This is a genomic window from Shewanella sp. S23-S33, from assembly GCF_043359565.1.
Classification (GTDB): Bacteria; Pseudomonadota; Gammaproteobacteria; order Enterobacterales; family Shewanellaceae; genus Shewanella; species Shewanella oncorhynchi.
Map to the genome: position 1 here is coordinate 144,278 of NZ_JBHFFD010000061.1, position 14,920 is coordinate 159,197.

Sequence of the window (14,920 nt, forward strand, 5' to 3'; positions counted from 1 at the left end):
GCATCAAACCTCATTGGATTATTTGCGTGATAACAATAGCGCGACAAACATCGCAGCCAGCAAATAATGCCTCAGAATAATGGCTGTAAGTTTTTAATATATCTAGTATTTGTCATAATATGTTTTTGATACATCTTTTCTGTTCAGCTTAGGTTCAGCTTTCAGTTCAAATGGTTAACGTCAGCCGCTTGATTTAGTGCGATGGAATATAGAATGGAATAACTGTGGCTATTTGGCTTGAAATTGCGCTAGCTTAGCCGCATTAAGGTTTAGCAAACGAACCGTTTAAGCATAGCAATCTGCTATTAGGTTGGTGCCATTCTCACTGGAGCTTTTATGTCAGCTTTACCAAGCGAGTACACCCATATTCATGTTGAGCAACCTGGAGCGCCCGAGGTGATGCGGCTATCGCGCTCACCTTTGCCTGTCCCTGCGGCGGGGCAAGTGTTGATCCGCGTGCATGCAGCAGGAGTGAATGGCCCCGATGTTAAACAAAGGGTGGGCGCGTATCCACCGCCACCGGGTGCATCACCGATTATTGGTCTTGAGGTTGCTGGGGATATTTGTGTCCTCGGTGACGGCGTGAGCCAATGGCAAGTTGGCGATAAGGTATGTGCCTTAGTGCCGGGCGGCGGTTATGGCGAGTATGTGCTCACCTATGCTGCCCATTGTTTGCCGATCCCGACGGGTTTTAGTTATGTGCAGGCAGCAGCGCTGCCAGAAACCTTCTTCACCGTATGGGGTAACCTGTTTATGCGTGCGGGACTCAAAGCGGGCGAGACGGTACTGATCCACGGTGGCTCAGGTGGCATTGGTAGTACGGCTATTCAGTTAGCCAGTGCGCTGGGTTCAAAAGTGATAGCGACGACGGGACAGGATGAGAAGCGCGATTATTGCTTGAGCCTTGGTGCCGCTGAAGTCATCAACTATCGTACTCAAAACTTTGTTGAACCTGTGATGGCACTCACTCAAGATAAGGGCGTAAACGTGGTATTTGATATTGCGGGTGGCGATTTTATCAATCTCGACTTACAAGCCTTAGCGATGGACGGACGTATGGTGTCGGTAGCCATGCAACGGGGGCCTAAAGCCGAGGTCGAGATTTTCCGCCTGATGGCAAAACGTATCATGTGGACAGGGTCGACCCTAAGACCGCAGAGCGTGGAGGCCAAAGCAGCCATTGCCGCTGAATTATTTGAGAAAGTTTGGCCGTTGTTAAACGCCCATAAAATTGTCCCCAATATTTTTGCAACCTTTCCATTAGCACAGGCTGCTAAAGCCCATGCTTTGATGGAGTCGGGTGAGCACAGGGGCAAAGTAATACTGACTGTCATTTGAGCTAGGCATACTGGATTTTGCAGCGACATATTTGCTTTAAGTCGCTGCCATTCGAGTCAATCTAGAAGACATTCTGACATCATAGTGGCTTAGTCATTGTTCGGTAAATATGAGTTTGTAGCGCTGTAATTAAATCCTCATGGATAACCTTGATGGTTAACTTTACAGCAACCTCGAATTGTTAACGTTGATGACTCATCAAACACCATAGATATGATTGCTTTTTCTTGGGAATAAAACTTGCCGCGTCGATTTTTTAGACTAAAGTCGTTAATGATTAAACTTTTTGGGTACTTTGGCAGAAATTAATACGTAATTAGTGAAAATTTCATGGTATGAGGCATTGATTATCGGAAATATTCTGTAAAAATACCCAGTTGAAAACGTCAGAGACTTTCAGGCGCTATTCGTGGATCAAAGCAAGCGATGCTTCGCTTATTCAGGCTAAAAAACTCATGGTGTATGTGTTGATTTAAGGGTATTAGCATATATGTATAACACAGCAAAGAAACAGGTTTGGTATGGTGAGCTGAGAACATCGAAAGGCAACGCGATTGTCGTCCATGACAACCAGCTGCCCGATGCCTCCCCAGGACGTATCTACCTATACAATACCGATCGCGATGCGATCATTGAGTATGTGGAAGATATAGTCAAAGTGAACCTATACGACTTAGATGAGGCTGCGTTAAAAGCTGCTGAGGCTAAGTTTGGTGGTGCATGGAAGGCGGCAAGATCTCAATTTATGAGTAAACATCAAGCTCGCATTGACTTGAACAACGTGAAGGAAACTGCGCCTGTACGTAAGGCGAAGCCTGAAGTTGAACCAGAAGTCGAATCTGATGCCGTTGGCGTGGATTTTGACGATGATTGGGGCGATGATTTTGATGATTAACACAGTGTCGGCCTAAGGGCTAACACTGTGAGTGTAAGGAATAAAGTAGTGTTTATTTTATTCCTTATCGCTTTATTTATTCCCTTCTGCTAAACCGCGCTTTTCCTCGTTTTCTCAATTTTTATTGCGAATTGCTACGCATCGGTATCGAACTGATAACGACTGATGTGGTGATAAACCTTGCCTGGCATTAACCAAACGTCATCACCAAAGCGCTCGCCTTGGTTCGGTGAGTCTGGCAGCATCTGCGGCTCTAAACACACAGCATGATGTTGATTTAATACCTGTTGATTGCGACCTACTGTGCCATTTAAAAAATTAGCACAGTACAGCTGCACACTCGGTTGATTAGTATAAACCGTCATAGCACGACCGCTAATGGGGCTGCTTAAACAGCCAAAACGGGCGAGTGAGCCATCGGGATTATTCATCATATAACAGTGATCATAACCGCGAGTGCTTGCGAGTTCAGCGGCATGCAGCTTGTCACCTAAGCGTATTGGTTGACTTAAATCGAAAATCGACCCAGTTGTATCGGCAATCCCAGTGGGAACACTGACATCATTCATGGTGAGATAGCGCTTGGCATCGATTTGCATCAGATGCTCGTGATTGGTCTCTGAGCCATCGAGGTTGAAATAACTGTGCTGGGTGAGGCTTACGGGACAGGCTTTATCGACCGAGGCTAAGATTTCTACGTACAAATTATTGCCTGCGAGACGGTAATCCAGCTGAACTGTGCAATTACCGGGGAAGCCCATGTCGCCATCTGGGCTCATTAAGGTCAAACGCACACCATCGGGGAGTTGACCTAGTTGCCAGTTTTTACGATTAAACCCTTCACGGCCGCCGTGTAAACAGTTAGTCGCTTGGTTGACATCTAACTGATAATCATGACCTTGATAGTGCATTTTGCCGTTAGCGATGCGATTTGCAAAGCGGCCTGCAATGGCACCTAAATGAGCCGATTGGGTCAAGTAATCTTCGGCGCTATCACAACCTAAAACGATATTGGCACGTTCGCCGTGTTTATCAGGGGTCCACAGAGCGCGGATAATACCGCCTAAGCTGATGACTTCTAATGCGAGTATGCCATTGTCGATCCGAACCCGTTCGATTTCACCGCCGCGGGGATCGGTCCAAGGATCCAAAACACTGAAACGTACCATTTAGCTTCCCTCTGTGTTGAATATGCTCACTGCTTATTGTGTTAAATGAGTATGTTAACCCTATTATTTGCCATCAACAGCATAAAGTTCAGTGATGAATTCGTATGTTATCGACGGTGTAGTCATTCTATTAGGTTTTTTTTGATTTAAGTGCGGCTAAGTGCTTGTTCTAGCAAATTGCCTGTTCTGGCTAGTTATCTATGCGCCCTGCGCCAGCGCTGGCGGAACATAAATACACTGTGGCATCGATGGCGGTTTTTTCGAAGAATTCATGTTCAACGGCGGCAACAACAGCGTCAGTCAGTTCATGGTCGACCAAGGCGACCACGCAGCCGTCGGTCATGCGGATGCCACCACGTTCGCCGATCACTTGGCTTACAATTTCAACTAAAGTATCAAATTCGGGCAGTGTGACTTCAAAATCATCACGCAGTGAAGCATGGGATTCAGCCATTAAACGACTGAATTTTTGGATGTTATTTTGCTCTAAGGCGCGAGCAGCATTTTGAGTTCTTTGGTTCTCTGTGACGACGTGTTTCGCCCGGCGGTATAGCACTTCATCTAAATCGGCCTTTGCACTTTCTAGTTGGCGTAAATCGAGGTGACGCAGTGCATCTAAGCCAAAGTACTCTGCCGCTTGTGCACACTCAGTGCGACGTTGTTCGTTGGTCGCGGCTAAGCGTTGTTTCTCGATATGGGCATCTATGATGATAAGGCTTAGGTTTTCTGGAATGGGAATGGCTTCGCTATCGAGATCTAAGCAGTCAATCAGTAGTGCATGGTCTTGCTCACCCATGGCGCTGCACATTTGATCCATGATGCCACAGGCCGACTCAACATACCTGTGCTCACCGCGCTGTGCGAGTTGCGCCACCGCCATTGGGGATAAATGCAGTTGGCTGGTATCACTAATGGCTGTACCGAAGGCGACAACGAGTGCGCCCGAAGATGAAAGACCTGCGGCAAGTGGCACATCGCCCACAATGGCTAAGTCTAAGCCCTTGGCTAATAAGCCAGTTTGCGCCATAGCCGCAGTAAAACCTTTGAGGTAATTCACCCAGCCATCTTGCGGGTCCATGTCGTTTTCTTGGCCGAAAACCCACTCTTTAATTTGTCCGGGAAACGCATCGGCGACGGCTCGAAACTTAGTATCGTCACGGCGTTTTACCGCAATCACTGTATGAAAATTAATGGCTGCCGGGAGTACAAAACCGTCGTTGTAATCCGTGTATTCACCGATCAGATTGACGCGCCCAGGGGCTTGATATAAATCATCGGCTTTAGTGCCAAAGGTTTGGACAAATAACTTAGTGGCGCGCTGCGCAGGGTTTGACATGCTGTAAAAAATTCCAAAAAAGCTGAGCTAATTTCGTTACCGTCATCGATTTATATCACGACTGAGTCAGTGATGTAACTGAGATTTTTTGCTGAAATGGCGATAGGCTGCAATGAGTAAATCGATACTGGGATGAGGAGGCAAAATAGCGTATTGAGTGTTTTATCTAGTTAATTGATTTGTAAAGATTAGTCAGCATTTAGTTGGATGCCGCACAAACTAGCAGAGGATGTTACTGCTCGTTTGTGCGACCTGTTATGGCGTGATTTTAATTTAATGCAGCATTAGCAGGCCCTTAACTGCGTGGCTCCACATTAAGTTTAGGATCAGGCACTTGTACAGTATCTTCCGCTTGAACTGTGTTTTTCTCCGAGTTTTGCAATAGCTCGTAAATCACATGATCCACAAAACCGGCACCTGCGGCTTCGTACAGGTTGTACACACTGTGTACGCCAGATTCTCGAAGCGCCGCTGCATCGTCACTGTACTGCACAATTGCACTGATTTTGCCTTGATAATTCAGTTTTTTGAGTTGCTCAACTGCAAACATATTTCCCGCGTGGTGCGGCATGGCTAGCAGTACCAGTTCAAGATTAGGTGCTCTGTCGAGTTTCTCCCAAAAGTCGGTATCTGAGGCGTCACCTTGCACTACATTGCGACCCTTTGTTTTATGTAAGTCGACTAAGTCTTGCTTGTGTTCAATACCGAGAATTTCCCCATCAAATTGTTCCCTGAGTTCATCATAGGCACCGCTACCAATACGGCCCATGCCTAAGATTAAAAAGCGTGGATTGCCAATGGCTATAGGTCTGTCTTCTGGGTGTAACGGGCGTTTTTCGAGCTTGATTAAACGCTGCTGGAATCGCTGGTAGATATTACCGACGGTGGCGTTAAGTGGCGCGGCAAGTAAAAAACTGAAGCTTAATGCCACGGCGATGATCACTAGCCACTCAGGAGGTAACCAACCTTTATAGGTGGCTACTGCGGCGACGATTAAACCGAATTCACTGAAGTTACCTAGGTTAAACGAGCCCAACATAGAGGTACGTGAACGCAGTTTAAAGCGAGTCAGAATGTAAACAAACAGCAGGATTTTAAGTGGCACTAACAACACCAATAGCGCCGCGAGGACGATATCCGATACCGTAGGTAAGCCGTTGAGCCCTATGGTTAAGAAGAAGGCGACGAGGAAGAGTTCTTTAAAATAGAACAGGGATTTTGCCAGCTCGGAGGATTTTTTGTGGCCCGCCAACAAGATACCGATAATCAGTGCGCCGAGATCGGGTTTTAAACCAACAGATTCAAATAACCAAGCGCCAACCACGAGTGCCATAACTAGGCCGAAGAGCACTAAGAGTTCACCGTGGCCGACACGGTCGAACGCTTTATAGATGAGCGGTTTAGCCAGTGGCAGTAAGAGTAATGCAAAGGCCCATACCGAAGGTACATCGCCTTTAGAAATAGTTAAAAACAGTACGGCGAAGATATCCTGCATAATCAAGATACCAATAGCGACACGGCCGTAGAGGGATTGCACGTCGCCTTTATCTTCTAACACTTTGACCGCAAATACGGTGCTGGAGAAGCTTAACGCGAAGGCAATTAACGTCAGTTGTTCTAGGTTCAGACTCGTGAGTTGGCTTAAGCCCAGTAAGCCGAAGAGTTTCAGAATCGGCACAAAAATCACGATCGAGAGTACTAAGTGCACACTCGAACCCGCCCATACTTCGGCCTTGAACAGGCTACGAATATCGAGTTTTAACCCTATGGCGAATAACAGCAAAGTGACGCCTAGGCTGGCGAGTTCTTGCAGTAATGGCAGGCTTTCTTTATCTATTCCTAAGATGAACAGTACAAAGCCTGCCACTAAGTAGCCGATGAGCGGAGGGAGTCCTATACGGCTGACGAGCATGCCGCAGATGAGTGTAATAATGAGGATGCCTGGTTCCATGATGCTCCAATCTAAAAAGTCTAAAATTGTAAGTGATTGTATAAGAAATCTATGACACTTGGATAAAAAAGCGGACTTTTAATGAAAAAAGTCCGCTTTTTATTGGTGTTGCGGTAAATACACTTGGCTGTTAAAACACGCGCGAACTAAATCACTCCGCTGGTCTAAGCCTAAATCGTTACTATTTCACGAGATGATCTAAATGGGTGGCAAAATCTTTGGGGCCCATAAAACCAGTCACGCGTAAATCTTCCCTTTGCTCACCTTGTTCGTTAAACATCAACAGCGTAGGCAAACCGAGCACATTGTATTTTTCGAGTAAGGCCACATCGACCTTGTCACTTTTAGTCACATCCGCTTGTAGCAGTACGATTTTATTCATGCGGGCTAACACGTCGGCATCTTTAAAGGTGATGGCTTCGAACTCTTTACAGGCAACACACCAATCGGCGTACAGATCGAGCATCACAGGCTTACCTTGGGCGGTAGCGGCTGCAATTTCTTGCTCAAGATCTTCAATGGATTTAATGCGTTTAAAGCCATGGACTTCTTCGGTCGTCGCCACAGGGCCTACGGAATTGTTATTAAAACCAAAGTGTCCCATCACAGCTTGGAATCCGTAGGAGAAGCTCGCCAGTAGCGCCAGCGTTAATAGCACTGAACGGACAGTCTGTTTCCAGTTAAATTCACTGAGTTTGTTCTGATGCATCAAGTAGCCGGTGAAGCTTACGCCCCACAGTGACCAAAGCACATCGGATACTACGCCTGTCCAAATACGGCCAAGCATCACGATAGATACAGCGATCAGCAGGAATCCGAAGATAGTCTTGATGATGTCCATCCAAGCGCCGGCTCTCGGTAATAATTTACCGCCTGAGGTGCCGATAATCAGTAGTGGTAATCCCATACCCATACTGAGTACATACAGGGCTAAGAAACCTTGGAGTAGGTCGCCGGTTTGCGCCACATAAACGAGTGCACCCGACAGCGGCGCGGTAGTACAAGGTGATGCGACAAGGCCAGAAATCACGCCCATCAAGAACACACCAACTAAGTTGCCGCCTTTTTGATTATTCGAGACTGAGTTCATCTTCTCCTGCCAGCTCGATGGCAGTTTCAAATCGTATAGGCCAAACATAGATAAGCTGAGCACAAAGAACAAAATCGCGAGTACGACTAATACGGCAGGATGTTGTAATGCCGCTTGGTATTTTAGTCCCGCCGATGCAACCACTAACCCTAAGATAGAGTAAGTGATTGCCATGCCTTGGACGTAAGCCATGGACAAGGTAAAGGCTTTTGCGGTTGAGAGTTTTTGCCCTTGGCCGACAATAATACCCGACAAAATCGGATACATAGGGAATACGCAGGGCGTTAATGCCAGACCTACACCTAGACCAAAGAAAATCACTAAAGTCCAAATTAAGCTGTCGTTCGACAGCATTTGGCTCAGGGTATCTTGCTGAGTAATGGGTTGCGTATTGGCTTTATCGGCAGTGCTTGGCTCAGTGCTGGTTTGCTCAGTCGTCGTGGTTGATTCGGCGCCTGCAATTAAACCATCGTTGGCTGCAATCGCCTTTAAAACGACTTCATGCTTGGTCGGTGGATAACACAATTTACCCTCGGCACAACCCATAAAGGTCACTGTGAGTGTGGCATTTTCATCGGCCTGTTTTAAGCCAACGGGAATATCGACATAGGTATAATAGACTTCTTGCTTACCAAAATACTCATCTTCATGGGGCTTTCCCTTTGGTAGAGCGACCGTGCCTAACTCGGCACCATTGACGCTAAATTTAAGCTTGTCGCGGTACATATAGTAACCGTCGGCAATCACCCAATTGAGTTTGACCTGATTACCTTCTTGCTTGGAATCGAAGGCAAATGCTTGATCGACAGGCATCAATTCAGGCTCACCCTTCATGAAGTCGAATTTGTTACCGAAAACCCCTTCACTATGAGCTAAGGGCGCAAGAAGCAATAAAGAAGTGAAAATAAGGCTGAGTAGTTTTTTCATGGCTGAGTGTTGTCTTTTATCCAATCTAAGTAGGCTGGTAGCCCGTGGGTCACAGGCACGGCAATAATTTCGGGTACTTGATAAGGGTGAAGCCTAAGCACAAGTTGTTCTAACTCTGTATATCGACTTTGTAAACATTTAATCTGTAAGCTAAATTCTTGCTCTTCACAGATTTTTCCTTCCCAAGCATAAATTGAACGTATCGGGGCGGAAATCTGAACACAAGCGGCAATACGCGACTCAATTAAAGCTCGGGCCAAGGTATTGGCTTGTACTTCATCGGGGCAGGTTGTGCTAACCACTAAATACTGACGCTGCATGGTGTTAGGTATCGTCTCTTAAGAATCTTAAAGTTCGCTTAAGCCAACTCCGTTAGGCTACTTTACGTGTTTTAATGGTCTCATACATTAGCGGGTTAACAAAAGGGTGAGCTAAATATCAGTGTTTTGCTCCCTTACTTGGTCCTAATGGTTATCCTGACTTGAATTAAGACCGGATAACCCCCATTTAGTTTACAGAGATAGTCAGATAAACCTGAGGTCGGTATGTTTTTCATTATTTTTTTACTCTTTGTGCTGATCCCAGTAATAGAGCTGTCGGTGCTGATCCGTGTGGGTGAAGTGCTTGGCACTTGGACTACCATAGGTTTAGTGCTGTTTACCGCCGTGCTCGGGGTCTCTTTGGTTCGCAGCCAAGGCTTAAACACCTTAATGCAAGTACAACAAAAACTCGCCCGCGGTGAAGCACCGGGGCAAGAAATCGTTGAAGGTATGATGTTAGCAATGGCGGGCATCTTGCTCGTGATCCCCGGTTTTGTGACCGATGCCATTGGCCTATTATTCTTGACGCCATTAACCCGTCGCCCCATTGCTGCCTTGCTGTTCAAACGCATGCAGTTACGGGTTGTTGCCGGTTTACAGGGCACAATGCACGGTGGCTTTCAAGCGGGCCAAGGTCCCTTTGGGCCTAAGCCACAGGACCCATTTGGCCAAGTGCCATTTGATGATAGTGTGAAAAAAGACGGTAATGTGTTTGAGGGAGACTTTGAACATAAAGTCGATCCAAGTGATATCAAACCCGCTAGCCATCAACTCTCTGATAAAGCGCAGGACAAAGAACAGGATAAAGATCCTAAGACTTAGTATTAGTATTAGTATTAGTCTCGTATTGTCTTAGTCGCTTGTTGCGTTAGTTTGTTATTGGATTAACTCAGTTGATTATCGCGTTTATTCGCTTGAGTTTTCTCCCTAATATGCCTTAGATACCAGTGGCCCACTGAATCAATCTGACCTGTGCCGCTGGTTCACCTCCCCCGTAATAGCCATTTCACTTTTAAAAAAACTCCAATACTAATAACCCGCCCACTCAGGTATAAGAGTTAACATGATATTCAGAGAAAAGCTTTTTGATCGCATTCATGCGATAAAGTAAGTTATTTTTAAATCATGACTCTGTACCCAAGAGAAAAAGCAATATCAGTGCTGTTGTCCATGTTGAGTAGGTTTTCGACGATAGTAAATTCAATTGCACTGTTATTCAGATAATACCTATAGCCTAGAAATACTTCGTGAGAAGGTTTTGAAAAGTCATTATCTGTTTTGAGTAAACCTTCATAATGATGTAATTCAATAAGCCAACCATGGCGTCCCATTAAATACTCATAACCTAAAGATAACATTACAGCATGGTCTTTATAGTCTATTCCAGATAGACTTTCATCATTTCGTCTAAAGCTTATACCTGTTGTGGAGTAAAAATGATGCATTCCAGATGTATAGCTATAATTCAGCTGTAATGCTTGTTCAAAACGGTTATCTACAAATGGGCCAGAATTAACATGGTTGTAATATAAGCTGCCACCTATTGATAGACCATAATTATCCTCACTAAGCAATTGATATTCTAAATAGAAATTTAGGGCATTCGTTAGCGTATCGCCAGAAAGATCAGGTTGATTTATACCATTCTTTGAAAATATTTGGTTTTTGTCTTTGATTGTATTGTCGCGGCCATTTTGACCCACACCAAATGCATCATGAAACCAGATAGTGACCGAGTCAAGATGGTTATCCCCACTAAAACTCCACTTATAATTAGTATCAAACATCCATTTTTCAGTGAGTTGCCACTTTATTCCACCATTAAGAGAATTATGATAATAGTCAGCATAGTAATCGTCAGTTTCAGCCCATACACTTGCTACTGTTGCAGATCCGTATATCTCTTTTTTCCCTTCAGGCAGTGCAAATCCTGAACGAAGCAGAGGCGTTAAGCTACCCGCCTGTGTAGGTGATTGGGCATGCACACGAAGTGGCCCATAATGACTATAATTGATATTTTCTGCGAAAGTACTCGGTAAAAATATTACCGTATAAATTAGAGGTGCTCTAATAGTCACAAATAAAATTTTCTTTGCATATTTCATCGAAAACTCTTTTTTAGCTAATCTCTATTAAAAGCAATTTTTTGTAGGGAGGCTGATGTTATGTATAAATGACTGAAAATTTTCTATTTGAAGCAATAAAATTTTTGATTCGACAGCTTTCTAATTTATTTTAGAATTAAAAACTACAAAAAACATACCATAATAGTACAAGTGCGAGCCAGAATGACCTACAGATAAACGGGATTGTAGTGAGTATTAGTAAAGTGCTAATAACTGCCAGTAATATTGTCTGTTTACTCATTGCCTGGACGCTATCAAAGCGTAATTTCATGATATTTCTCAAACACAAATTAGTATTTCAACAAAGTAATAACATTATTTATGCTGTTAGTTATAGGTAGTGGTATTACAGATAACATTGTAAATGAATAATCGGCACTAAATATACCGCTGCCATTTACTCATGTAAATGTGTGTAACTGGTAATTGTCCCGTATTAGCGGTGAAAATATGGAACTGATAGTTCATGTTTTTAATTAATATATTTATTTATTAGTCATATTAGTTATCGTAATTAAAGATCAATCTCAGTTTGCCAAACTTGTCCATCTAATGGATGTGTTTGTTTAAATTGTCCCTCAAACCGTAATAGATCAAAAATGAAATGGCCAGCCAGCCCACTTGCATAGGGACTGACTGGCCGCGCCGGGAAGCGTTTTTGGATAAAATGCGGAGCAGGTTAGTTGGGTGATTGACCTCCTGTTGCCGTCGCTTTGATATTGAATACTAGGCTGTACATCACTGGCAGTACGATGAGCGTCAGCAGAGAAGCGAAGCCTAGACCGAAAATAATCGTAATCGCCATAGAACCGAAAAACGCGTCGGGGATCAGCGGTATCATCCCGAGCATAGTGGTTATCGCGGCCATCATCACTGGACGAACACGGCTGACACAGGAGTCGATTAAGGCAAAATAGGCTGGTTTACCTTCACTGAGCTCGAGGTTGATCTGATCGACCAAGACAATACCGTTTTTAATCACCATGCCCGACAAACTCAGTAATCCGAGTAGTGCCATAAAGCTGAAGGGCGCATCGAACAACAAGAGTCCCGCTGAAACCCCAATCAAGGCCAGTGGCACAGTAAACCAGATCACTAAGGGCTGACGCACTGAGTTGAACAAGAATACGGTAATCAAAAACATCGCCAGATAACCTAAGGGAATTGAGCTAAATACCGACGCTTGTGCTTCACCTGCGGTTTCAAATTCACCGCCCCATTCCAAGCGGTAACCCGCGGGCAAGCTGATCGCTTCGACTTGGTCTTTGATTTTGCGCAGTACAGAATCGGCGGTTTCATTGCTACCAAGCTTAGGATCGGCCATTACTGCGAGCATGCGCATGCGATCGCGGCGCATCACCAGCGGATTTTCCCACTCAGTGTTGAAGCTACTGACTACTTGGGTGGCGGGCACAAAGGTATTGTGTTCGCTGCTCCAAATTTGCAGCTTCCACAGGCTGTCCGCTTGCAAACGTTCTTCGGCGGGCGCTCTGGCGACGATGGGCAGCAAGTGGCTGGTTTCTCGGTATAAACCTATTTGCTTACCGCTAAAGTTAACCAATAGGGCATTGTCGAGATCTTGCTTGCTGATGCCTGTTTCGCGCGCTTGGGCATTTTCCAGTTGCGGACGGATCAGCGGCACCTGATTACGCCAGTTGTGGCGTATACCATCCATGCTCGGCTCTGCGTGGAAAATCGCCTCGGCTTGAGCACCTAAAGCGCGCAGCACTTCAGGGTTATCACCGTAAAAGCGTGCCTCAATTTTGGCGGCGGGCGAAGGGCCGTTCTCCATGTTTTTTAAACGATATTGTGCCTGCGGGAAACGTTGATTTAACAAGGTTTCTAATTCTGGCATATAGGCTTTAACTGCGTCTAAATCCTGCATTTCTACAATCAACTGGGCAAAGGCGGGATAGCCTTTTTCTGGCTGATAGGGCAGTACGAAGCGCTGCGAACCTTGGCCAATAACGGTTGTTAAGTGTTTTAGCCCAACGTCTTTTTGCTCGTCCAGCGCAAGCATTAACTTCTCGATATCAGCGGTAAAACGCTCGGTCGCCTTGATGTCAGTCCCCTCTGGCATCCAGATATCCACAAAGAAAATCGGCGTGTTAGAAGCAGGAAAGAACACATTTTTGATATGACCAAAGCCCACCACAGCGCTGAAAAGCATAGCGATAACCAGCAGTATGCTCACCAGTCTAAAGCGCAGCGCTATAATTAAGCTTGTGCGATATAAGCTGAAGAACCAGCCCTTGTAGGGATCTTGGGCTTCTTCATCGCTCGGCGCATCTTTAAATAACAGATGACAGAAAAACGGCGTGAGTGTGATGGCCGTGATCCAGCTGATAAACAGTGAAATCATCAACACTTGGAATAAAGAACGGCAGAACTCACCGGCGGCATTTTGTGATAAGCCAATGGGGGCAAAGGCAATAATGGCAATCACAGTCGCGCCCAATAACGGCCACTGGGTTTGGGACACTATCTGTTTGGCCGCTTCCAAACGGGTCTTACCGCGACGGATACCAATTAAAATGCCTTCAGTAACGACAATGGCGTTATCGACCAACATACCAAGGGCAATAATGAGTGCGCCGAGGGAGATGAGTTGTAGCTCAATCCCGAGCACTTTCATCACGATAAAAGTACCTAGAATCGTCAGCAGTAAGATCAGGCCCATCAACAGGCCTGAGCGCAATCCCATAAACAGCAGAAGCACGGCGATCACTATGGCAATGGATTCCATTAGGTTGATTAAGAAGCCGTTAACTGTCTCATCTACCGCCTGACTCTGATTATAAACCGTCGCTAAATTCATGCCGATTGGGCGTTGTGATTCAAGCTCGGCTAAACGGTCACTGACCTTTTGCCCGATTTCGACTACATTCACACCGCTAGAGAAAGAAATCCCCAGCGATAATGCTGCTTCACCTTTATTGTGATAAAGCACGTTAGGGGTTTCGTCATAATCCCTTTCAATATTAGCAATGTCGCCAAGGTAAATCAGCTCAGAGCTACCCGGAGGGCTGACGATCAAACGCGCGAGATCCTGCACATTGCTAAATTCGCCCGTGGGATGAATGCGGATACGGTTATCGCCAATCACTAAGCTGCCCGCGTTAGAGACGACGTTTTGATTGTTCACTAAACCATAGATATAGCTCTGATCTAACCCCAGTGCCGACAGCTTTTGCTGGGAGATTTCAATCACGACTTGCTCGGTGACGTTGCCAGCAACAGAAACCTTTTTTACTCCAGGTACTAGCACTAGCTCGCGGCGCAGATAGTCGGCGTAATTGCTCAACTCGCGGTTGCTGTAATCAGGTCCCGAAAGGTTAAATAAAATGCCATACACATCGCCAAAGTCGTCCATCACCTGTGGCATTGCTGTGCCCGGCGGCAAGTTTCCCGCAGCATCATTAACTTTACGACGCACTTCATCCCACACCTGCGGCAGGCTGGTTTTATCGTAACTTTCTTTAATCTCGATTTGGATTTGTGATAAACCCGCACTATTAATTGAAGTCACATGCTTAATGGCGTCGAGTTGCTGCAGGGCATCTTCGAGCGGTAATGTCACTTCTTCTTCAACTTGCTCAGGCGATGCACCGGGATAAGCCGTGATCACTAAAGCTTCTTTAATGGTAAATTCGGGGAATTCTAGTTGCCCCAAACCGGTAAAACTGACGCTACCACCCACGAGTAGTAGCAACACAAACATCCAACTGATGACTTTGTGGCGTATCGAATACTCTGCAATGTTCATCA

10 protein-coding genes are annotated in these 14,920 nt (G+C 45.5%); 3 read left to right on the forward strand and 7 right to left on the reverse strand.

What is annotated here, in order from left to right:
• The first annotated feature begins 336 nt into the window (after nt 1-336).
• Both ACHA99_RS16595 and ACHA99_RS16600 read left to right on the forward strand, forming a co-directional pair.
• Nucleotides 337-1,338 (forward strand): NAD(P)H-quinone oxidoreductase, encoded by a 1,002-nt coding sequence (locus ACHA99_RS16595; RefSeq protein ID WP_393943930.1) that lies wholly within the window; start codon nt 337-339, stop codon nt 1,336-1,338.
• 490 nt (nt 1,339-1,828) lie between these two features.
• Nucleotides 1,829-2,233 carry a hypothetical protein gene (locus ACHA99_RS16600; RefSeq protein WP_105251357.1) on the forward strand — a complete coding sequence of 135 codons (405 nt, stop codon included), beginning with the start codon at nt 1,829-1,831 and terminating at the stop codon, nt 2,231-2,233.
• A gap of 134 nt (nt 2,234-2,367) precedes the next feature.
• On the opposite strand, the gene ACHA99_RS16605 is transcribed toward ACHA99_RS16600, so the two are convergent.
• From ACHA99_RS16605 to cutA, 5 genes are all read right to left on the reverse strand, one after another.
• The gene (locus ACHA99_RS16605) at nt 2,368-3,402 is read right to left on the reverse strand and encodes an aldose epimerase family protein (protein WP_173246993.1); all 1,035 of its coding nucleotides are present in this window, start codon (nt 3,400-3,402) and stop codon (nt 2,368-2,370) included.
• A 190-nt stretch (nt 3,403-3,592) separates the two neighbouring features.
• The gene (gene galK, locus ACHA99_RS16610) at nt 3,593-4,738 is read right to left on the reverse strand and encodes a galactokinase (protein ID WP_028761840.1); all 1,146 of its coding nucleotides are present in this window, start codon (nt 4,736-4,738) and stop codon (nt 3,593-3,595) included.
• A 295-nt stretch (nt 4,739-5,033) separates the two neighbouring features.
• The gene (locus tag ACHA99_RS16615; protein ID WP_393943933.1) at nt 5,034-6,689 is read right to left on the reverse strand and encodes a cation:proton antiporter; all 1,656 of its coding nucleotides are present in this window, start codon (nt 6,687-6,689) and stop codon (nt 5,034-5,036) included.
• Nucleotides 6,690-6,870: 181 nt separating this feature from the next.
• A complete protein-coding gene (locus tag ACHA99_RS16620) occupies nt 6,871-8,706 on the reverse strand; it encodes a protein-disulfide reductase DsbD (RefSeq protein ID WP_393943935.1) in 1,836 nt (611 codons plus the stop codon).
• Nucleotides 8,703-9,026 (reverse strand): divalent-cation tolerance protein CutA, encoded by a 324-nt coding sequence (cutA, locus tag ACHA99_RS16625; protein WP_263255581.1) that lies wholly within the window; start codon nt 9,024-9,026, stop codon nt 8,703-8,705. Before cutA ends, ACHA99_RS16620 begins: the two co-directional genes overlap by 4 nt.
• A 225-nt stretch (nt 9,027-9,251) precedes the next feature.
• On the opposite strand from cutA, the gene ACHA99_RS16630 reads away from it, so the two are divergent.
• Entirely contained in the window at nt 9,252-9,848 is a 597-nt protein-coding gene (locus ACHA99_RS16630) for an FxsA family protein (protein ID WP_393943937.1), read from the forward strand.
• Between the two features lie 296 nt (nt 9,849-10,144).
• Here the strand turns inward: ACHA99_RS16630 and ACHA99_RS16635 are convergent, their stop codons facing one another.
• Entirely contained in the window at nt 10,145-11,131 is a 987-nt protein-coding gene (locus tag ACHA99_RS16635) for a DUF3187 family protein (RefSeq protein ID WP_393943939.1), read from the reverse strand.
• A gap of 700 nt (nt 11,132-11,831) precedes the next feature.
• Entirely contained in the window at nt 11,832-14,918 is a 3,087-nt protein-coding gene (locus ACHA99_RS16640) for an efflux RND transporter permease subunit (RefSeq protein ID WP_393943941.1), read from the reverse strand.
• Nucleotides 14,919-14,920 lie beyond the last annotated feature (2 nt).

What these genes read in the sequence shown, in the direction of transcription:
- ACHA99_RS16640 (WP_393943941.1), bottom strand. Translation starts at nt 14,918, where the DNA reads ATGAACATTGCAGAGTATTCGATACGCCACAAAGTCATCAGTTGGATG.
- ACHA99_RS16630 (WP_393943937.1), top strand. Translation starts at nt 9,252, where the DNA reads ATGTTTTTCATTATTTTTTTACTCTTTGTGCTGATCCCAGTAATAGAG.
- cutA (WP_263255581.1), bottom strand. Translation starts at nt 9,026, where the DNA reads ATGCAGCGTCAGTATTTAGTGGTTAGCACAACCTGCCCCGATGAAGTA.
- ACHA99_RS16605 (WP_173246993.1), bottom strand. Translation starts at nt 3,402, where the DNA reads ATGGTACGTTTCAGTGTTTTGGATCCTTGGACCGATCCCCGCGGCGGT.
- ACHA99_RS16635 (WP_393943939.1), bottom strand. Translation starts at nt 11,131, where the DNA reads ATGAAATATGCAAAGAAAATTTTATTTGTGACTATTAGAGCACCTCTA.
- ACHA99_RS16595 (WP_393943930.1), top strand. Translation starts at nt 337, where the DNA reads ATGTCAGCTTTACCAAGCGAGTACACCCATATTCATGTTGAGCAACCT.
- ACHA99_RS16615 (WP_393943933.1), bottom strand. Translation starts at nt 6,689, where the DNA reads ATGGAACCAGGCATCCTCATTATTACACTCATCTGCGGCATGCTCGTC.
- ACHA99_RS16600 (WP_105251357.1), top strand. Translation starts at nt 1,829, where the DNA reads ATGTATAACACAGCAAAGAAACAGGTTTGGTATGGTGAGCTGAGAACA.
- ACHA99_RS16620 (WP_393943935.1), bottom strand. Translation starts at nt 8,706, where the DNA reads ATGAAAAAACTACTCAGCCTTATTTTCACTTCTTTATTGCTTCTTGCG.
- galK (WP_028761840.1), bottom strand. Translation starts at nt 4,738, where the DNA reads ATGTCAAACCCTGCGCAGCGCGCCACTAAGTTATTTGTCCAAACCTTT.